A 19522-nucleotide genomic window follows, 5' to 3' on the forward strand; every position below is an offset into this window, starting at 1 on the left:
ACCGGGCCTGTGCCTCAGCATTCCCGGTAGGCGAGGTAGGCGAGCCAGTCGCCGTGTGCGGTGATGTCGGGTGCGCCCTCGACGGCGGCGGTCTCGCAGAGGAAGCCGGTGACGGAGGTGCCGTCGGCGAGCCGCACCTTGCCCAGGACCATGGGTTCCGGCAGGGCGGCGAGGAACGGGCCGAGCGCGGCCGGGGGAAGCTCCCACACCTCGCCCTCGATACTCGCGCCGCCGGCGGCGACCCGGACCAGGCCCGGCTTCGGCGGTTCGGTGGGCAGGGCGTGCAGGCGGTACTCCGGTGCGGTGCGGACCCGGCCGGCGTAGCGGGCGCCGACGGCGGTGAGCTGCGAGTTGAGCGGCTGGCCGGTCAGGTGCGCACCGACGACGAGCAGCCGTAGGCCGGCGGCGGCCGGTGCCGGCGCGGGTGAACCGGTCAGCAGCGCGGCGACGCCGGCCGCGACCGCGTCGGCGAAGCCGCGGGTGATCACCTGGACGCCGAAGGGCCCGTCGCCGGTCTCGCCGGCGGGTACGGCGACGGCGGCGAGGCCGAAGAGGTTGCAGAAGTTGGTGTACGTGCCGACGAGCGCGTTGACGCCGACCGGATCCGCGGCGACCTCCGCGATGGTGGGGTGGATCGGGGCGGTGGGCAGCAGCAGCGCGTCCGCGTCGCCCCACTCGGCCATCGCCTCCCCGCGCAGCTTCTCCAGGCGCTCGGTGTCGGCGACGAGCACGTGTGCGGGGATGTCCCGGGCCGCGGAGATGATCGCCCCGACGGTCGGGTCGACGCCGTCGGGGTGCTCGTCGATGAAGGCGCCGACGGCGGCGTAGCGTTCGGCGACGAAGCCGCCGCTGTAGAGCAGTTTCGCGGCGTCGAGGAACGGTGCGAGCCGGATCGGCCGCAGCCGGGCGCCGCCGGTCTCCAGGATCTTTGCCGCCTGTTCGAAGGCGTCGCGCCACTCCTCGGACAGGGCGGTGAGCTCGTCGCGGTCCGGAACCGCGACCACCGGCTGAGGCGGGGCGGCGAGGGGCGCGTCCGCCGGCCACACCGCATCGCTCATGATCGTGATCGCTTGTTGCGCCGCGCCGAGGGTGCGGGCGAAGACGGTGACGCAGTCGAGGCTGCGGCAGGCGGGCACGACCCCCTCGGTGGGCACCAGGCCGCGGGTCGGCTTGATACCGACGATGCCCTGGAAGGCGGCCGGCACCCGCCCGGAGCCCGCGGTGTCGGTGCCGAGCGCCAGGTCGGCGATGCCCAGCGCCACGACCACGGCCGATCCGGAGCTGGATCCGCCGGAGACCCGCCGCGGATCGCGGGCGTCGCGCACCGCGCCGTACGGGCTGCGGGTACCGACGAGCCCGGTCGCGAACTGGTCCAGGTTGGTCTTGCCCAGCACGATCGCGCCCGCGTCGACGAGCCGCTGGACGGCCGGTGCGCTGCGCGACGGCAGGTAGGCGTACCCCGGGCATCCCGCCGTCGTCTCGAGCCCGGCCACGTCGATGTTGTCCTTGACCGCCAGCATCGACCCGGCGAGCGGCAGGGTCTCGCCCGCCGCCAGGCGTGCCTCCAGGGCCGCCGCCTCGGCCAGCACGTCCTGTTCGTCGCGCAGGGTGATCCACGCTTCGGGTCGCTCGCCGAGGGCGAGCCGGGCGTAGGCGTCACGGACGCGGTCCTGCGGGGTCATGCGGTGGTCCTTCCGGCGAGAACGAGCAGCGGGCTGCCCGGCGCCACCTGGCTGCCGGGGGTGACGAGGACGTCGGCGACCTCGCCGTCCTGCGGTGCGGTGACCACACTCTCCAGCTTCATGGCCTCCAGCGCGAGCAGCGGCTGCCCGGCGGTGACCCGGTCGCCGGGGCGCACGTCGATGCGCCACACGCTGGACATGAACGGCGCCTCGATCAGCACACCGCCGTCGGGAACGGTCACCTCGCCGGCGGCCGGCGGCGCCTCGGGCTCGGGCCGCGGGTCGAACTCACCGGCGGCGGCCCACGCCTCCCGCTCCTGCCCGAAGGCGGCGGCCTGCGCCGCCCGGAAGTCCGCGATGGAGGCGGCGTTCGCGGCGAGGAAGTCCTCGTGGTCGGCGAGCCGGAAGGTGCCCTCGTCGATGCGCAGCCGGTGCCGCCCGGCCGCGACGTCGGCGCGCAGGTCGAGCAGCTCCTCGGCGCCGACCGGGTACCAGGAGATCCGGTCGAAGTGGCGCAGCAGCCACGGGTCGCCGGGTTCGCGCCGCCACCGGTTCCACACCTGCACGGTGCGGCCGACGAACTGGTAGCCGCCGGGCCCCTCCATGCCGTAGACGCACAGGTAGGCGCCGCCGATGCCGACCGCGTTCTCCGGCGTCCAGGTGCGGGCCGGGTTGTACTTCGTGGTGACGAGGCGGTGCCGCGGGTCGAGGGGGGTGGCGACCGGGGCGCCGAGGTAGACGTCGCCGAGGCCGAGGACGAGGTAGCTGGCGTCGTAGACGGTGCGGTAGACGTCGTCGACGCTGTCGAGGCCGTTGACCCGGCGGATGAACTCGATGTTCCACGGGCACCAGGGTGCGTCGTCGCGGACGCCGGCCATGTAGCGGGCGATCGCCTCCCGGGTGGCCGGGTCGTCCCAGGACAGCGGCAGGTGCACCGTCCGGCTGGGCACGGCGAGCTCGCGGGTGGCGGGCAGTTCGTCCTCGATCTCGCGGACCAGGCCGAGCAGCCGGCGTACGGGCAGGCGGCCGGGGTCGACGTGGATCTGGAGCGACCGGATGCCGGGGGTGAGGTCGACGACGCCCGGCAGGCCCTCGGCGCGGAGCCGGTCCATCAGCGCGTGCCCGCGCATCCGCAGGCCGAGGTCGAGGGTCATCGGCCCGTACTCGACGAGCAGGTTGTCGTCGCCGGAGCGGCGGTAGGTGACCGCCGGTGCGGTGTCGGTGTGCTCGCGGCGGGCGAGGACGCCGTCGTCGCCGGTGGTCAGCGGCGTCACCGGGGCCAGTGGCCGGGCACGCAGTCGCAGGGCGGTGTCGTCGGAGACGGGCACGAACCGGACGGTGTCGCCGGGGCTGAGCTGGCCGAGTTTCCAGCGTTCTGCGGTGATCACGGTGGCCGGGCAGACGAATCCGCCGAGGCTGGGGCCGTCGGGCCCGAGCAGGATGGGCACGTCGCCGGTGAAGTCGACGGCGCCGACCGAGTACGGGGTGTCGTGGATGTTCGACGGGTGCAGCCCGGCCTCGCCGCCGTCGGTGCGCGCCCAGCGCGGTTTGGGGCCGACCAGGCGCACGCCGGTGCGGGCGGAGTTGAAGTGGACCTGCCACTGCGCGGCGTAGAACGCGTCGATGTCCTCGCGGAGGAAGAACTCGGGTGCGGCGTGCGGCCCCTCGGTGACGGCGATCCGCCAGTCCCGCCCGATGCTCGGGCGCTGGTCGAGGGGCACCGGGCCGGCGACCGGCCCGGTGGGTTCGCGGTGGCGCAGGACGTCGCCGAGGCGCAGGGTGCGCCCGCCGTGGCCGCCGAACTGGCCGAGGGTGAAGGTGGCGGCGCTGCCCAGGTACTCCGGCAGGTCGAGGCCGCCGGCGACCAGGATGTAGCTGCGCAGCCCGCCGTCGGCGGCCTTGCCGACGTCCAGCACGCCGCCGGCCGGTACGTGCACGGGCGTCCAGCGGGGTACGGGCACGCCGTCGACGGTGACCGGCGCGGCGGCGCCGGTGACGCAGACCTGGGCCGCCGCGGTGAAGCGCAGGGCCGGGCCGTCGACGGTGCATTCCAGGCCGGGTGCGCCCTCGGGGTTGCCGAGGGCGCGGTTGCCGAGGCGGAACGAGAGGTCGTCCATCGGCCCGGACGGCGGGACACCGACCTCCCACAGGCCGGTACGGCCGGGCCAGTCCTGCACCGCGGTCAGCGTGCCGGGTCGTTCGACGACGATGCGCGGCTCGGCGTCGTGCACGCCGGCGAGGGTGGCGGTGCAGTGCCGGGCGGCCAGCACGCTCTCGTCGGCGGCCGCGGCGCGCAACAGGCCGAGGTTGGTCTCGATGCCGTCCACGCGGGTGGCCGCGAGGGCGGTGCGGAGCTTCGCGTACGCCTCGTCGCGGGTGGCGCCGGTGACGATGACCTTGGCGAGCATCGGGTCGTACGAGGTGGACACCTCGGTACCGGCCTCCACCCAGCCGTCGACGCGCACGTCGTCCGGGAACCGCACGCTGGTGACCAGGCCGGCGCTGGGGCGGTGCCCCTGTGTCGGGTCCTCGGCGTAGACGCGGGCCTCGACGGCGGCACCGGCCGCCCCGCGCGGGGTGTCGAGGACGGTGTCGTCGCCCTGAGCGAGGCGCAGCATCCACTCGACGAGGTCGACGCCGCAGGTCTCCTCGGTGACCGGGTGCTCGACCTGTAGGCGGGCGTTCACCTCGAGGAACGAGGCCTGTTCGCGTTCGGCGTCGTAGACGAACTCGACGGTGCCCGCCGAGCGGTAGTCCACTCCCGCGCACAGCGCCGCCGCCGAGGTGTGCAGCAGCTCGCGGACCGCGTCGGGCAGACCCGGCGCGGGCGCTTCCTCGATCACCTTCTGGTTGCGCCGTTGCAGGCTGCAATCGCGGTCGCCGAGCACGACCACGCGGCCGGCGCCGTCGCCGAAGACCTGCACCTCGACGTGGCGGGCGCGCTGCACGAACCGTTCGAGGAACACGCCGCCGCTGCCGAAGCTGGCCACGGCCATCCGTTCGACCCGGTCGTACGCCGCGATCAGCTCGGCGGAGCTGTGGCAGGCCTGCATGCCGATGCCGCCGCCCCCGCCGGTGGCCTTGACCATGACGGGGTAGCCGATGCGCTCCGCGGCGTCCAGGGCCTCGTCGAGGCCGGAGAGCAGGCCGGTTCCGTCGATCATCGGCACTCCGGCGGCCTGTGCCAGGCTCCGGGCGGTGTGCTTGGCGCCGAACGCGGTGAGTTGCGCCGGGGTGGGGCCGACGAACGCGAGCCCGGCCTCTTCGACGGCGGTGGCGAATCCGGCGTCCTCGGAGAGGAAGCCGTAGCCGGGGTGCACGGCGCCGGCGCCGGTGGACAGCGCGGCGTCGAGCACCCGGTCGACGAGCAGATAGCTGTCGCGGGCCGGTGCGGGGCCCAGGCGCACGGCCAGGTCGGCCATCCGCACGTGCGGGGCGGCCCGGTCCGGGTCGGAGAAGACCGCGACGGTCTTGAGGCCCATCCTCTCCGCGGTGCGGATGATCCGGCAGGCGATCTCGCCGCGGTTGGCGACGAGCAGGGTGTCGAACATGGGAGCGGGCCTTTCTGCGCCGGAGGTCAGGAGGACGTGACGACCATGCGCACGGGCGTCGGGTCGAAGCCGTTGCACGGGTTGTTGATCTGCGGGCAGTTCGACACCAGCACCAGGACGTCCAGCTCGGCGCGCAACGCGACGCGTAGGCCCGGCGCGGAGATGCCGTCGACGATGCCGAGGCTGCCGTCCGGGTCGACCGGGACGTTCATGTACCAGTTGATGTTGCTGACCAGGTCGCGTTTGCCGAGCCCCCACTTCGCGCCCTCGGCCAGGAAGTTCTCGACGCAGGCGTGCTGGTGCTTGGTGTGGTGGCCGTACCGGAGTGTGTTGGACTCGCGGCTGCAGGCGCCGCCGACGGTGTCGTGCCGGCCGACCTCGTCGGCCACCACCGTCATCAGCGGGCGGCCCTCGCTGGAGCGGAGCACGCTGCCGGTGGTGAGGAAGATGCCGCCCTGCGCGGCCAGGGTGTCCTGGGCCGAGTACCGCTCGGCGGTGTCGTCGGCGCGGTAGATCAGGCAGTCGACGGCCTGGTTGCCGTGCAGGTCGACGATGGTCAGCACCTGCCCGCGGCGCACGATCGCCGACCACGGCGCGCGCGCCGCGACGGTCTGGTCGAGGACGATCGTGCCCGGCGTCAGCGCGGGCGATTCGGCGGCGGAGACGGTCATGCGATCCCCCGGGCGGTGAGGTAGTCGGCGGTGTTCGCGAAGGCGCGCTCGCCCTCCGGCGAGCGGGACCAGAGCGGGTCGGTGTGCGCGGTGGGCGATCCGCTCCAGGCCCTGATCTCGACGGGAGAGCAGGTGTACGCCTCCCGCGGGTCGAGCGGGTGCGGGACGTTTGCCAGCAGCACCGTGACCGGCATCTCGGCACGCAGTTCGACAGTGGCTCCCGGTCCGGCCGGGCCGAGCCGGGTGAACGTGCCGTCGTCGCCGACCCGGACCCCCTGGAAGAAGGAGATGCTCGGCGGCAGATCGCGGCGGGTTAGCCCGTGTTTGGCGGCGGCGAGGGTGAACAGTTCCCGGCCGGCCGGCGACGGGCCGTGCGCGCTGCCGTCGCCGTACCTCTCGGTGTTGCCGGCCCGGGTGGTCGTGCCGCAGAAGGTGTCCGAGCGGTCCCGCGCCCCGGCGGTGACCGAGGCGAGGACCCGGCCCTGGTCGGAGAGGAGCAGGTGGCCCTCGCCGACGTAGGCCTGCCACAGCACCTTCACGGTGTCGGCGACGTTGAGCCGTTCCCACGGTTCGTCGGCGTTGAACAGCAGCACCGAGACGCAGGCGTCGCCGTGCAGGTCGGTCAGGCGCAGCGTGGTTCCGCGGGCGAGCCGCCTGCTCGCGTAGCCGCCGCCGGGAATGGTCTCGGCCCAGGTGAGGTTCTCGCCGAGCCGGGTGGCGGGCACGATCGGCATGCAGTCGACGACGGTTCCGCCCTGTGCGCGGGCGTGTTCGCGGGCTCCCGCGGTGGTCGCGGTGCTCACGCGGTCTCTCCCTCGAGAGCGGCGGGGACGACGGCCGGGAACGACAGCCGCGGGTTCAGGGCGTGTGCGCGGCTGCGGTAGCGCAGGTAGGCGAGGCCGCCAAGGAGCAGGGCGCCGCCGACGAACAGCAGCGAGAAGTAGTGCAGGTACCAGTGGGTGCCGGCCGGGTCGTAGACCTCCTGCCGCGGCCAGCCGAGATTGAGGATCATGCCGATGCCGTAGACGACGGCCACCACGTTGACGACGATCCCGAACCGGCCGAGCGCGAACAGCCGGCCGCCGCGTTCGGTACCCGTCGCCTCCTCGCCGTTCGGCCAGCCCTTGCGGCGGCGGAGCAGCAGCGGGATCGTGACCAGGGCGTAGGCGATGTAGAGCATCACGATGCAGACGCTGGTGACGGCGGTGAACAGGGCCGCCTGGCCGATGTTGACGAGCAGTACCGCGATCGCGCCGACCCCGACGACGATCGCCGGCACCGTCGGAGTTCCGGTGCGCGCCGGCACCCTGCTCAGGGCGGCGGAGAACGGCAGGACGCCGTCGCGGGCCATCGAGAAGATCATGCGGCTGCCAGCGGTCTGGATGGCGAGCGTGCAGACCGCGACGGCGATGGCGACGTCGATCAGCAGGATCCGGCCGCCGGTCTCGCCGAGGCGGCCGGTCAGCACGTAGGGCAGGCCTTCGGTGGCGAGCCGGCCGTCGGTCAGGCTCGGCGCGGCCATCAGGGCGGCCAGCAGCATCAGGCCGCCGCCGATGCCGGCGGCGGCGAGCGCGCGCAGGATCGTCCGCGGTGCGGTGTGCCGCGGGTCGCGGGTCTCCTCGCTGAGCTCGCCGGCGCTGTCGAAGCCGACGACCACGTACGCGGCCATCAGCGCCGAGACCAGGAACGGGCCGACGTACGCGAGGCCGCTGCCGGCGTCACCGGTGTCGAAGACGACGCCGGGCCCGCGCTCGGCGTTGACCAGCAGCAGCACCACCACCGCGACCACGCCGATGATCTCCAGGGTGACGCCGGTGCTGTTCACCACGGCCATGAGGCGGACGCCGAGGATGTTCACCAGGGTGGTCAGCGCGATCAGGATGGAGCCGAGGATGACGGCGTTGGTGGCGCCGCTCGTCGACGTGAGTGCCGGGTCGCCGCCGACGAGCTGGAACCCGGACCAGATCGAGGGGAGCACCACCTGCAACGCGATCGCGGCGGCCGCGACCGTCACGATCTGGGCAATGATCATGACCCAGCCGGCGAACCAGCCGACCGTTGCGTTGGCCAGCCGCCGCGACCACTGGTAGATGCAGCCGGACAGCGGGTAGCGGGCGGCCAGCTCGGCGAAGTTGAGCGCCACCATGAACTGGCCGGCGAAGACCAGCGGCCAGGTCCAGAAGAAGGCCGGGCCGCCGAACGAGAATCCGAAGGCGAAGAGCTGGAAGACGGTGGTGAGGATCGAGACGAAGGAGAACCCTGCGGCGAACGACGCGTAGCTGCCGAGACCGCGGCGCAGCTCCGGCTTGTACCCGAAACCGCGCAGGTCGGCGGCGTCGGTCTTGTCGCTCGGGGGTGGTGCCGACAGTACGGGGGTAGTTGACATGACCGCCTCCTCGGGCCGGAATACCTGTCAAGTGACAGGCTGGGGGAGGCGTCCATCGACGAGGGTTTCTGCGCCGTTAATCTTGGGTTTCCGGGTGTGTCGCCGGCGTTACCACGCCGCCCGGCCGGTGCTGACCGCACCACATGCGACGATGCAGGCGTGAGCCCCTCGCCCTCGACACCGACCGCCGGTCGGCCCCGCTCCGGCGCCCGGCGCCTCCCGGACGCCACCGCCCGCGAGGAGATCCTCGACGCCGCCGCCGAACTCTTCGTCCGGCGCGGCTATGCCGCCACCTCCACCCGGCTCATCGCCGAGACCGTCGGCATCCGCCAGGCGTCGCTCTACTACCACTTCGCCAACAAGGAACAGATCCTCGCCGAACTGCTCGAGGCCACCGTCCGCCCGACCCTCACCCACGCCGAGGAGCTCGCCGGCCAGGACCCGGACCCCGCGGCCGCCCTGCACGACCTGGTGAAGTACGACGTCGGCGTCCTGCTCGGCGCCCGCTGGAACGTCGGCATCCTCTACGCCCTGCCCGAGGTCGCCACCGAACCCTTCACCCGGTTCCGCCGCGAACGCGAACGGCTGCGCCTGACCTACCGCACCCTCGCGGCCGCGGCCGCCGCCGCAGACATCGACGACACCGACATCATCGGCGACCTGGTCTTCGGCCTTGTGGAAAGCGTCATCGAGATGCGCCGCGAGCTGCCCGACCTCGCCCCGCCCGAGAAACTGCAACGCGCGGTCACCGCCGCCGCCCTGCGCCTCGTCGGAGCAGCCACGAACCGGCCCGGCTAGCCCGCCGGCACCGGTTCGTGCAGGCGGCCGATCAGGGCGTCGCCGACCCGGGCGGTCTCCTGCTTGTAGGGGGTGTCGGAGAGCACGAAGTGGCTGATGCCCAGGTCGGCGTAGCGGCGCAGGGCCGCGGCGACGTCGTCGGCCGACCCGACCAGCCACGTCGTGCCGGCCCCGCCTCCGCCGTAGCGGCCCGGCGCCGTGTACAGGCAGGTGTCCAGCACGTCGCCGCGGTCGGCCAGGTCGAGCAGGCGCTGCTGGCCGACCGCGGGCCCGCGCTGCCGGTGCGGCCACCGGCCGGCGCCGGCCGCCGAGCGTGCGGCCTGGTCGGCGACCTTCGCCTCGGCGTCACGCCACGCCTCCTCGGTGGTGTCGCGGATCAGCGTGGTGATGCGCAGCCCGAATTCCAGCGGCGGCAGGTCGCGATCAAGCTCACCGGCGAGACCGCGGAGCCGGTCGATCCGCTCGGCGATGCCGTCGAGCGGCTCACCCCAGAACAACTGCACGTCGGCCTCGGTCGCGGCGACCCTCTCGGCGGCCGCTGACGCGCCGCCGAAATAGAGGCGAGGACCTTGACGGTACGGCCGGGGCGCGACCGTCGAGTCGGTGACGCTGAAGTGCTCACCGGCGTACGTCACGTTCTCCTCGGTCCACAGCCTCCGTGCGATGCGCATGAACTCCTTGGTCCGCGCGTACCGCTGGCTCTGATCGCCCTCGACGTCGCCGTAGGCGGCGAGATTGTCCTGTCCGCTGACGATGTTGATCAGCAGGCGGCCGCCGCTGAGGTGGTCGAGCGTCGCCGCGGCGCTGGCGAAGTGCGCCGGGGTCCAGTACCCGGGCCGGATCGCGGCCAGCGGCCGGAACGTCGTGGTCCGCGCCGCGATCGCGGTGGCGACGGTGAACGTGTCCGGCCGGCCCCAGCCGGTGCCGATCAGCGCCCCCGACCAGCCGTGTTCCTCGGCGGTCCGCGCCAGGTCGACGCTGTGGTCGAGGGTGCCGTACCCGCTGACGGTGTCGTCGCCGCGGTGGCCGGGTTCGACGGTGTTCGGGATGTACCACAGAAAGGTCTGGGTCATGCCGCGCTCCTACGGCGTCGGGCCGGGTCGGTGAGCGCCGGCGGGTGGTAGCCCTGGTCGCGGGCGGAGAGGGTGACGCCGGGCGGCACGATCTTGTCGATCTCGTCGAGGATGTCCCGGCCGAGGCGGACCTGGGCGGCGCCGAGCTGGCCTTCGAGCTGTTCGAGGGTGCGCGGGCCGATGATCGGGGCGGTGACCGCGGGGTGTTCGAGGACGAACCCGAGCGCCAGGTGGATCAGAGACAGGCCGGACTGCTCGGCGAGCTCGGCGAGGGCCTCGACAGCGGCGAGCTTGGCCGCGTTCTCGGGTGCGTCGATCTCGAAGCGGCCCGGCTGCCGGCCCGCGCGGCTGCTCGGGGGCTGGGTGCCGCCGGCCCGGTACCTCCCGGTCAGCCAGCCCCCGGCGAGGGGGCTCCAGGGGATCACGGCGAGGCCGTACTTCTGGGCGATCGGCAGGACCTCGCGCTCGACGCCGCGGGCCAGGATCGAGTACGGCGGCTGCTCGGCGACGACCCGTTCGCGGCCGCGCCGCTCGGCGATCCACTGGCCCTCGACGATGGCCGACGGCGCGAAGGTGGACGTGCCGAGGTAGCGGATCTTGCCCTGGTGGACGAGGTCGGACAGGGCGCCGAGGGTGTCGTCGAAGTCGGTGTCGTCCTCGGGCCGGTGCACCTGGTAGAGGTCGAGGTGGTCGGTCTGCAGGCGGCGCAGGCTGTGCTCGACCGCGCGGATGATCCAGCGGCGGGAGTTGCCGAACTGGTTCGGGTCCTTACCGATCTGGCCGTGGAACTTGGTGGCGAGGAAGACGCCGTCGCGGCGGCCGAGCAGGGCCTTGCCGACGATCGTCTCGGACTCGCCCTGGCTGTAGACGTCGGCGGTGTCGATGAGGTTGATGCCGGCGTCGAGGGCGTGGTGGATGATCCGGACGCTGTCGTCGTGGTCGGGGTTGCCCCGGGAGCCGAACATCATGGTGCCCAGCGCGAGGGCGCTGACCTTGACGCCGGTACGGCCGAACGGGCGCAGGGGAACGGTCATCGCGGGATCAGCTCCAGACGGTTGGCGGGACGGGGGAGGCCGTAGTGGTCGCGGAGGGTCACGCCCTCGTACTCGGTGCGGAACCGGCCCCGCTCCTGCAGGATCGGCACCACGTGATCGACGAAGGCGACCAGGCCGGACGGCAGCACCGCGGGCATGATGTTGAAGCCGTCCGCGGCCCCGCTGTCGAACCATTCCTCGATGGTGTCGGCGACCTGGACCGGGGTGCCGGCGAAGGTGCGGTGCCCACGGCCTCCACCCAGGCGGCCGATGAGCTGCCGCACCGTGAGGTTCTCCCGGCGGGCCAGGTCGACGATCAGGGTGAAGCGGCTCTTCGCGCCCTCGATCTCGTCCTCGGTCGGCAGGTTGTCCGGCAGCGGCTCGTCCAGCGCCAGGTCGGCCGGGTCCAGGTTGAAGCGTTCGGCGAGCTGCCTGCGGGCGTACTCGGGGCTGATCAGCCGTTCGAGTTCGGCGTCGAGTTCGCGGGCCTGCGCCTCGGTGTCGCCGATGACCGGCACGATCCCGGGCAGGATCTTGATGCCGTCCGGGTCGCGGCCGGCCGCGGCGGTGCGCTGCTTGAGGTCGCGGTAGAAGGCCTGCGCCTCGCCGAGGGTCTGCTGGGCGGTGAAGACCGCCTCGGCCCACTTGGCGGCGAAGTCCTTGCCGTCCTCCGACGAGCCGGCCTGCACCAGCAGTGGCCAGCCCTGCGGCGACCGCGGCACGTTGAGCGGCCCGTCCACCCGGAAGAACCGGCCCCGATAGTTGATCGCCCGCACCTTGGCGGCGTCGGAGTGGACGCCGCCCTCCTTGTCGGCGATGACGGCGTCGTCGGCCCAGCTGTCCCACAGCCTCGTGGCGACCTCCAGGAACTCGTCGGCACGCTCGTAGCGCTCCCGGTGCGGCGGCACGTCTTCGAGGCCGAAGTTGCGGGCCGCGTCGGCACCGGCGGTGGTGACGATGTTCCACCCGGCCCGGCCGTCCGATATGTGGTCGAGAGAGGAGAACCGGCGCGCCAGGTTGTAGGGGTCGTTGTAGGAGGTGGAGGCGGTGGCGACCAGCCCGATGTGCTCGGTGACGCAGGCCAGCGCGGTCAGCAGTACGGTGGGCTCCAGCTTGCCGGTCGGCCGGCGGCCGGGGTCGCCCTGCTGCACCGGGCTGTCGGCCAGGAACAGCGAGTCCAGCCGGCCGCGTTCGGCGATGCGGGCCAGCTCCTGGTAGTGCTTGACGCTCCAGGCGGCGTACGGGTCGCTCTCCGGCAGCCGCCACGACGCCTCGTGGTGCCCGACGCCCATCAGGAACGCGTTGAGGTGCAGCCGGTTCGGGTTGCGGGTCACCGTCGGGCCTCCTCGTCAACGCCCAGCTTGTCCAGCAGCAGCGTGCGCAGCTTGGCGAACTCGGCGTCGGAGCGGGACCGGCGGGCGAGCTCGACACGGACGTCGATGGCCACCACGCCGGCGTCGAGCAGGATCACCCGGTCGGCGAGCACGATGGCCTCGTCGACGTCGTGGGTGACAAGCAGCACGGCCGGCCGGTGTGCCTCGCACAGCTTGCGCAGCAGGGCGTGCATGCGGATGCGGGTCAGGGCGTCCAGGGCGCCGAACGGTTCGTCGGCGAGCAGCAGCTGCGGTTCGCGGACCAGCGAGCGCGCGAGCGCGGCCCGCTGTTGCTCACCCCCGGACAACTGGTACGGCCACGCGCGTTCCCGCCCGGCGAGTCCGACCTCCTCGAGCGCCTGCCGGCCACGGTCGGCGGAGTCCGAGCCGCGCAGCCCGAAGGTCACGTTGTCCAGGACCCGCTTCCAGGGCAGCAGCCGGGAGTCCTGGAAGACCACCGACACCTGCTCCGGTACGGTGATCCGCCCGTGCCCGGCGACGTCGCGGTCCAGGCCCGCGAGGGCCCGCAGCAGGGTGCTCTTGCCGGTGCCGGAGCGGCCGATCAGGGCGACGAACTCGCCGGCGGCGATGTCCAGGTCGAGTCCGTTGAGGACCCCGCCGTCCGCGTTGAAGCTGCGGTGCAGGTCGCGGACGCGGACCGCGAGTTCGGTGGTCAGCCGTCCAGCGTCTGTCGCCATGCCAGCGCCTTCCTTCCGGTGAGGCGCACCGCGCTGTCCGCGCAGTAGCCGAAGATCCCGTAGATGACCAGGCCGACGACGATCACGTCGGTCTGCCCGTACTGCTCGGCCAGGGTGATCATGTGGCCGACGCCGGCGACCGCGTTGTACTGCTCGACGACCACGAGGCCGAGCAGCGCAGCGGTGACGGCGAACCGCATGCCGAGCAGGAACCCGGGCAGCGCGCCGGGCAGCACCACGTGCCGGACGAACTCGCCGTGGTTGATGCCGATGGTCTCGGCCAGCTCGGCGTACCTGCCGTCGATCGAGCGCAGCCCGTTGTGGGTGTGTATGTAGATCGGCACCAGGCTGATCAGCGCGATCGTGATGATCTTCATCTCCTCGCCGATGCCGAACCAGGCGATGAACAGCGGGATCAGCGCGAGCGTCGGTATCGACCGCTTGATCTGGATCGGCCCGTCGACCAGCGACTCACCGATCCGGGACAGGCCGGAGACGACCGCGAGCACCGCGCCGGCGACCACGCCGAGGGCCAGGCCGATCGCCACGCGTTGCAGCGAGGAGAGGATGTTGCCGAGCAGGTCGTGGTTGACCCACTGGTCCTCGAAGGCGACCGCCACGTCCCACGGCGCGGACAGGACCGCCGGCTTGATGACGCCGGTCGCCGACCCGGCCGACCACAGTGCCAGCGCGAGGACCGGGCCGATCCAGAAGGCGAAGCGGAGGCGGTGGCCGGGGCCGAGCCGGCGGCGTACGACCCGGGCGTCGACCCGGTCGCGGACCTTGACCTCGGGGGTGTGCAGGATGGCGGTCATGCGGCATCACCGGTGACCACCTGGGAGCCGGCGGCCGCCGCCTGTACGGCTTCGAACCGGCGGTCGACGAGGGTGTTCACGTCGATCTTCTCGTGGTCCTGCTCCTTGGCGAGCAGGTCGGCGGTCTCCTGGAGGCGGGTGATGGCGGCGTCCCAGGTCTTCGGGATGCCCTTGATGCCGCCGATCTCGACGACCGCCTTCGCGTCGGCCTCGCTGAGTCCCTCGTGGTCGTGGTAGAACGCCTTCGCGTACCCGTCGGGGTGCTCGTTGGCCCAGAGCACGGCCCTGGTACGCACGCCGACGTACGCCTTCAGCGCGGCCGCCTTCTGCGGGTCCTGCACCGCGCTGGTGAGGCAGTACAGGGTGGAGGCGTCGTCGCGGATGCCGGTGCCGATCGAGCTGGCGCCCGGGTACTTGGCCTCGTAGAGCTTGATGTTCTGGGCGCCGATCGGCGCGACGTCGACGGCCTTGCTGCCGAGCGCGGTCACGTAGGAGTCGCCGGTGCTGGTCAGCTCGACCAGCTTCACGTCCTTCCTGCTCAGCCCGGCCTTCTGGAGCACCCGCAGCACCAGTGCGCCCTGTGCCTGGCCGGCGCTGTAGGCGATCTTCTTTCCGCGCAGGTCGGCCAGCGACGCGACGTTCGCGCCGGGCGCGACGCCGAGCTTGTAGATCGGGTACTTCAGCGGGTCGAGGGTGACCGACTGGAACACGATCTTCGTGGAGGTGCCGGTCCACGCGGCGAACAGCGACGGGATGTCGGCGACGGCGCTGCAGTCCAGCTTGTCGGCGCGGAACGCCTGGATGCTCTTCGGGCCGCCGCTGATGTTGGCCCACTCGACCTTCACCCCGGCGGCGGCGAGCTCCTTGTCCTGGCCGGAGACGCCCACGATGGACTCGATCTGTGGGTCGCCGAGGCGCAGCACGGTGCCGCTGGGCACCTGGTCCGGCAGCGCTGCCGTCAGCTCGAGTTCGGTACCGGCCTGTTCCTCGGCGCAGCCCGCCGCGAGCAGCACGGCTGCGGCGAGGACGGCGACGACCGTACTCCGGGAGGTTCGTCTCATGGGTTCTTCCTTTTCCGCTGCGTCAGAGAACGTGGAAGTTGCCGTCGTGGTAGAGCAGTGGCGCGCTGTGCTCGGCGAGCCCGGCCTCCTCGATCCGGCCGATGACCAGGTGCGATCCGCCGGCGGGGTGGCGGAGTTCGATGGAGATCCGCAGCCAGGCGGCCGCGTCGTCCAGGACGGGCTCGCCGGTCGGCAGCCGTCGCCAGCGCGTCGGTGCGCCGAACCGGTCGATGCCGCTTGTCGCGAAGGTCCGCGCGAGCTGGGTGTGCGCGGCTCCCAGCAGATGCACGACGGCGGTGCCGGCGTCGCGCAGGTGCGGCCACGCCGACGCGGTGCCCGTGATGCTGAACGACAGCAGCGGCGGCTCGGACGACAGCGAGGCGAGCGACGTGACGGTGACGCCCGCGGCGCCGCGGCCGGCGTCGGCGGTCACCACGGCCACGCCGGCGGCGTGGCGACGGAACACCTGACGGAACAGGGCGGCGTCGATCGAGCCTTTTTCAACAGTGACGGTCATGGTGGGCTCCCAACCGGAATCGAGAGGGCAGGGCCGATCGGGCCCGGACACGGCGGGCCTGAGGTCAGAGGTGGGTGGAGCCGTCCGGTGCGGTCACCGTTGAATTCATACTATGCAGCTAGGATTAGAGGGCAACAATGCGCCGTACTGAATTAAGTCCTGGCTGCTCAGGACGCGCGCAGTCGCACACCGAGGTCCAGTGGAGACGCATACACCTGGTCCAGGGCGACGGCCCCACCGGCCACCGCCAGCACGGTGCCCGGGAAGCTCGACGGGCGCACCACCCGGTCCACGTCGGCGGCGGCGGACGACCAGCCCGCCACCTCCGCCCGCAGCGTCGCCAGACACTCCGGCAGCTGGTTGGCGCCGGCCTCGGCGACCACCAGCACCTCCGGATCGAACAGGTCCAGCAGCAGCGCCGCGGCCCGGCCCACCAGCCGGGCCCGATTCCGCAGCAGCTCCAATGCGCCGGCGCTGCCGCCGGCCGCCGCCTGCACCAGGGCGGAGATGACCGGCTGGTCGATCAGCCCGGTGGCCAGCGCCCGCCGAACCAGCACCCGCTCCGAGACGGCCGCCTGTAGGCAGCCGACCCGGCCGCACGAACAGGCCTCCCGGCAGCCCTCGACGGGCAGATGCGCCACCGCTCCCGACGCCGACCGTGGTCCATGGTGGACGGCACCGCCGGTCGCGAATGCCACGTCGACGACGTTGCCGACGAACAGGTGCACGGCGCTCTCCCGGGCCCGGCCGGCCACCTCACCGAACAGCAGCTCGGCGCGCAGCAGCGCCCGGGAGTTGTTGTCGGCGCGCACCGGCAGGCCGGTCGCCTTCGCCAGCGCCGCGCCGATCCGCACGTCACGCCAGCCCAGCGGCGGATGCTCGACGATCGTCCCGTTCGAGGAGTCGACCCAGCCGCCGGTTGCCAGGCCCAGCCCCAGAATCCGGCGGCGCGAGTGCCGGCGGCGGAGCGTGGCGATCCGGGCGGCGACCATGGCGATGACGCTCGCCGGGTCGGTGCGGCCGTGCGGCTCCTGGATCTGCGCGATGATCCGCCCCCGCAGGTCCAGGAGCGACACCGTGATCCGTGGGACCGCGATGTGCACCCCGATCACGGCGGCGCCCTGTACCTGGATGTCCAGCGGCACGTGCGGGCGGCCGATCCCGGGCGGCCCGGCCGCTTCCGGCACCTCACGGATCAGCCCGCGCGCCAGGAGGGAGGAGGCGACACCGGTCACCGACGCCGCGGACAGCCGGGTCACCCGGGCGACCGAACTGCGGGCGATCGGCCCGTGATCGAGCACCGCGCGCAGCACCGCCCCGGCCGAGTCGCGCGACCGGCGCGACTCGATCAGCGGCAGGTCGCCGCGCCGGGTCGTCGGCCGTCCGCCGATCGGCCCACTCACGAGCCACCGGCGCGAGAGTGGATCATCCGTCGAGCGTAACGTCCTCGCCACGCCGCTGTCGCCACACGTTACCGAACGTTTTACGGTCGGTAACACTGACGGCCGGCCCGACGTGTGCGTCGGGCCGGCCGTCATCGGTGGATCAGTGGATCAGCGGAGGTCGAAGCGGTCCAGGTTCATCGTCTTGACCCAGGCCGCGACGAAGTCGGTGACGAACTTCTCGCGGGCGTCGTCGCTGGCGTAGACCTCGGCCAGGGCGCGCAGCTCCGAGTTCGAGCCGAACAGCAGGTCGACCCGGCTGCCGGTCCACCGGACCTCGCCGGTGGCGAGGTCGCGGCCCTCGAAGCTGGTCGCGTCCTCGGAGGTCGGCTTCCACTGTGTACCCAGGTCGAGCAGGTTCACGAAGAAGTCGTTGGTCAGCGACCCGGGTGCGGAGGTGAGGACGCCGACCGGCGACCGCTGGTAGTTCGCGCCGAGGACGCGGAGACCGCCGACGAGCACGGTCATCTCCGGCGCGCTCAGGGTGAGCAGGTTCGCCTTGTCGACAAGCAGGAACTCGGCCGGCAGCCGGTTGCCCTTGCCGAGGTAGTTGCGGAACCCGTCCGCGACCGGCTCGAGCACGGCGAAGGACTCGACGTCGGTCTGCTCCGGCGTCGCGTCGGTGCGGCCCGGGGTGAACGGCACGTCGACCGTGTGGCCGGCGTTGCGGGCGCCCTGCTCGACGGCCGCGGAGCCGGCGAGCACGATCAGGTCGGCGAGCGAGATCCGCTTCCCGCCGGTCTGCGCGGCGTTGAACGCCTCCCGGATGCCCTCCAGGGTGCGCAGGACGCCGGCCAGCTCGGCCGGGTCGTTGACCTCCCACCCGCTCTGCGGCTCCAGGCGCAGGCGCGCGCCGTTGGCGCCGCCGCGCTTGTCGCTGCCGCGGAACGTCGAGGCCGAGGCCCAGGCGGTGGAGACCAGCTGGGCGACGGTCAGGCCCGAGGCGAGGACCTGGCTCTTGAGGGCGGCCACATCCGCGGCGTCGACCAGCTCGTGGTCGACGGCCGGGACCGGGTCCTGCCAGATCAGCGTCTCGGCCGGCACCTCGGGTCCGAGGTAGCGGGCGATCGGGCCCATGTCGCGGTGGGTCAGCTTGTACCAGGCGCGGGCGAAGGCGTCCGCGAACTCGGCCGGGTTCTCGTGGAAGCGGCGCGAGATCGGCTCGTACACCGGGTCCAGGCGCAGCGCGAGGTCCGTGGTGAGCATCGTCGGGGCGTGGGTCTTGGTCGCGTCGTGCGCGTCGGGGACGGTGCCGGCACCCGCGCCGCCCTTCGGCTTCCACTGGTTCGCGCCGGCCGGGCTCTTGGTCAGCTCCCACTCGTACCCGAAGAGGATGTCGAAGAAGCTGTTGTCCCAGGTGGCGGGGGTGTTCGTCCAGGCGCCCTCGAGGCCGCTGGTGATCGTGTCGCCGCCCTTGCCGGTGCCGAACGCGTTCCGCCAGCCCAGGCCCTGCTCCTCGAGCGAGGCGGCCTCGGGCTCGAGGCCGACGTTGTCGGCCGGGCCCGCGCCGTGCGTCTTGCCGAACGTGTGGCCGCCGGCGATGAGCGCGACCGTCTCCTCGTCGTTCATGGCCATCCGGCCGAACGTCTCGCGGATGTCGCGGGCCGAGGCGAGCGGGTCGGGGTTGCCGTTCGGGCCCTCCGGGTTGACGTAGATGAGGCCCATCTGCACCGCGGCGAGCGGGTTCTCGAGGTCCCGGTCGCCGGTGTAACGCTCGTCGCCCAGCCAGGTGGTCTCGGGACCCCAGTAGACGTCCTGGTCGGGCTCCCACACGTCGGGGCGGCCGCCGGCGAAGCCGAAGGTCTGGAAGCCCATCGACTCCAGGGCCACGTTGCCGGCGAGGATCATGAGGTCGGCCCAGGAGAGGTTCTGGCCGTACTTCTTCTTGACCGGCCAGAGCAGGCGGCGGGCCTTGTCCAGGTTGGCGTTGTCCGGCCAGCTGTTCAGCGGCGCGAAGCGCTGCTGACCGGCGCCGCCGCCGCCGCGGCCGTCGCTGACGCGGTAGGTGCCGGCGCTGTGCCACGCCATCCGGATCATGAACGGGCCGTAGTGGCCGTAGTCGGCCGGCCACCAGTCCTGCGAGGTCGTCAGTACCTCGGCGATGTCCTGCTTCACGGCCGGCAGGTCGAGGGTCTTGAACGCCGCGGCGTAGTCGAACGCCTCGCCGAGCGGGTTGGCCACCGCGGGGTTCTTGGCGAGGATCTTCAGGTTGAGCTGGTTCGGCCACCAGCTGCGGTTGCCGCCGCCCTCCGTCGGGTGCGCGGCACGCCCGTGCGCCACCGGGCAGCGGGACTCGGCACCCGCCTCCTCGTCGTGGATGATCGGCTCGTGGTCCTGTGACGGCACGGACGTGGCGCCCGCCTCCGGGTCGTGGACGATGGCGTCGTGGTTGTCGGACATGGTTTCCTCCGTGACTGGGTG

At 72.6% G+C, this 19522-nt stretch carries 15 protein-coding genes; 1 reads left to right on the forward strand and 14 read right to left on the reverse strand.

Annotation, left to right across the window (positions count from 1 at the left end; all coding sequences use genetic code 11):
- Positions 1-14 precede the first annotated feature (14 nt).
- Genes atzF through BJ971_RS12845 form a run of 5 tightly spaced genes read right to left on the reverse strand, consistent with a single transcriptional unit; the run spans position 15 to position 8290 of the window.
- Positions 15-1682, reverse strand: coding sequence for an allophanate hydrolase (atzF, locus tag BJ971_RS12825; RefSeq protein ID WP_184992812.1), 1668 nt, complete (start codon positions 1680-1682; stop codon positions 15-17).
- The gene (gene uca / locus BJ971_RS12830) at positions 1679-5233 is read right to left on the reverse strand and encodes an urea carboxylase (RefSeq protein ID WP_184992814.1); all 3555 of its coding nucleotides are present in this window, start codon (positions 5231-5233) and stop codon (positions 1679-1681) included. Before uca ends, atzF begins: the two co-directional genes overlap by 4 nt.
- A 26-nt stretch (positions 5234-5259) precedes the next feature.
- Complete coding sequence (locus BJ971_RS12835; RefSeq protein WP_184992816.1) at positions 5260-5904, reverse strand: urea amidolyase associated protein UAAP2; 645 nt, start codon at positions 5902-5904, stop codon at positions 5260-5262.
- Entirely contained in the window at positions 5901-6707 is an 807-nt protein-coding gene (locus tag BJ971_RS12840; protein WP_184992818.1) for an urea amidolyase associated protein UAAP1, read from the reverse strand. The genes BJ971_RS12835 and BJ971_RS12840 overlap by 4 nt, the downstream gene beginning before the upstream one ends.
- Positions 6704-8290, reverse strand: a complete 1587-nt coding sequence (locus BJ971_RS12845) for an amino acid permease (protein ID WP_184992820.1) — start codon at positions 8288-8290, stop codon at positions 6704-6706. Before BJ971_RS12845 ends, BJ971_RS12840 begins: the two co-directional genes overlap by 4 nt.
- A 159-nt stretch (positions 8291-8449) precedes the next feature.
- On the opposite strand from BJ971_RS12845, the gene BJ971_RS12850 reads away from it, so the two are divergent.
- Positions 8450-9088: a TetR/AcrR family transcriptional regulator gene (locus tag BJ971_RS12850; protein ID WP_184992822.1), complete on the forward strand. Its 639-nt coding sequence runs from the start codon at positions 8450-8452 to the stop codon at positions 9086-9088.
- Here the strand turns inward: BJ971_RS12850 and BJ971_RS12855 are convergent.
- The 9 genes from BJ971_RS12855 to katG all read right to left on the reverse strand — a co-directional run bounded on the left by BJ971_RS12855 (position 9085) and on the right by katG (position 19501).
- Entirely contained in the window at positions 9085-10161 is a 1077-nt protein-coding gene (locus tag BJ971_RS12855; protein ID WP_184992824.1) for an LLM class flavin-dependent oxidoreductase, read from the reverse strand. The genes BJ971_RS12850 and BJ971_RS12855 overlap by 4 nt on opposite strands.
- On the reverse strand, positions 10158-11195 hold the full coding sequence (locus BJ971_RS12860; protein ID WP_184992826.1) for an aldo/keto reductase: 1038 nt from the start codon (positions 11193-11195) through the stop codon (positions 10158-10160). The genes BJ971_RS12855 and BJ971_RS12860 overlap by 4 nt, the downstream gene beginning before the upstream one ends.
- Positions 11192-12529 carry an LLM class flavin-dependent oxidoreductase gene (locus tag BJ971_RS12865; RefSeq protein WP_184992828.1) on the reverse strand — a complete coding sequence of 446 codons (1338 nt, stop codon included), beginning with the start codon at positions 12527-12529 and terminating at the stop codon, positions 11192-11194. The genes BJ971_RS12860 and BJ971_RS12865 overlap by 4 nt, the downstream gene beginning before the upstream one ends.
- A complete protein-coding gene (locus BJ971_RS12870) occupies positions 12526-13266 on the reverse strand; it encodes an ABC transporter ATP-binding protein (RefSeq protein WP_184992830.1) in 741 nt (246 codons plus the stop codon). The genes BJ971_RS12865 and BJ971_RS12870 overlap by 4 nt, the downstream gene beginning before the upstream one ends.
- On the reverse strand, positions 13242-14081 hold the full coding sequence (locus BJ971_RS12875) for an ABC transporter permease (protein WP_184992832.1): 840 nt from the start codon (positions 14079-14081) through the stop codon (positions 13242-13244). Before BJ971_RS12875 ends, BJ971_RS12870 begins: the two co-directional genes overlap by 25 nt.
- On the reverse strand, positions 14078-15142 hold the full coding sequence (locus tag BJ971_RS12880; protein WP_184992834.1) for an ABC transporter substrate-binding protein: 1065 nt from the start codon (positions 15140-15142) through the stop codon (positions 14078-14080). The genes BJ971_RS12875 and BJ971_RS12880 overlap by 4 nt, the downstream gene beginning before the upstream one ends.
- A 22-nt stretch (positions 15143-15164) precedes the next feature.
- Complete coding sequence (locus BJ971_RS12885; protein ID WP_184992836.1) at positions 15165-15659, reverse strand: flavin reductase family protein; 495 nt, start codon at positions 15657-15659, stop codon at positions 15165-15167.
- Positions 15660-15826: 167 nt separating this feature from the next.
- Positions 15827-17062 (reverse strand): ROK family protein, encoded by a 1236-nt coding sequence (locus BJ971_RS12890; RefSeq protein ID WP_239087131.1) that lies wholly within the window; start codon positions 17060-17062, stop codon positions 15827-15829.
- A 150-nt stretch (positions 17063-17212) separates the two neighbouring features.
- Positions 17213-19501 carry a catalase/peroxidase HPI gene (katG, locus tag BJ971_RS12895; RefSeq protein WP_184992840.1) on the reverse strand — a complete coding sequence of 763 codons (2289 nt, stop codon included), beginning with the start codon at positions 19499-19501 and terminating at the stop codon, positions 17213-17215.
- Positions 19502-19522: the final 21 nt, after the last annotated feature.

Source organism: Amorphoplanes digitatis (genome assembly GCF_014205335.1).
Lineage (GTDB): Bacteria > Actinomycetota > Actinomycetes > Mycobacteriales > Micromonosporaceae > Actinoplanes > Actinoplanes digitatus.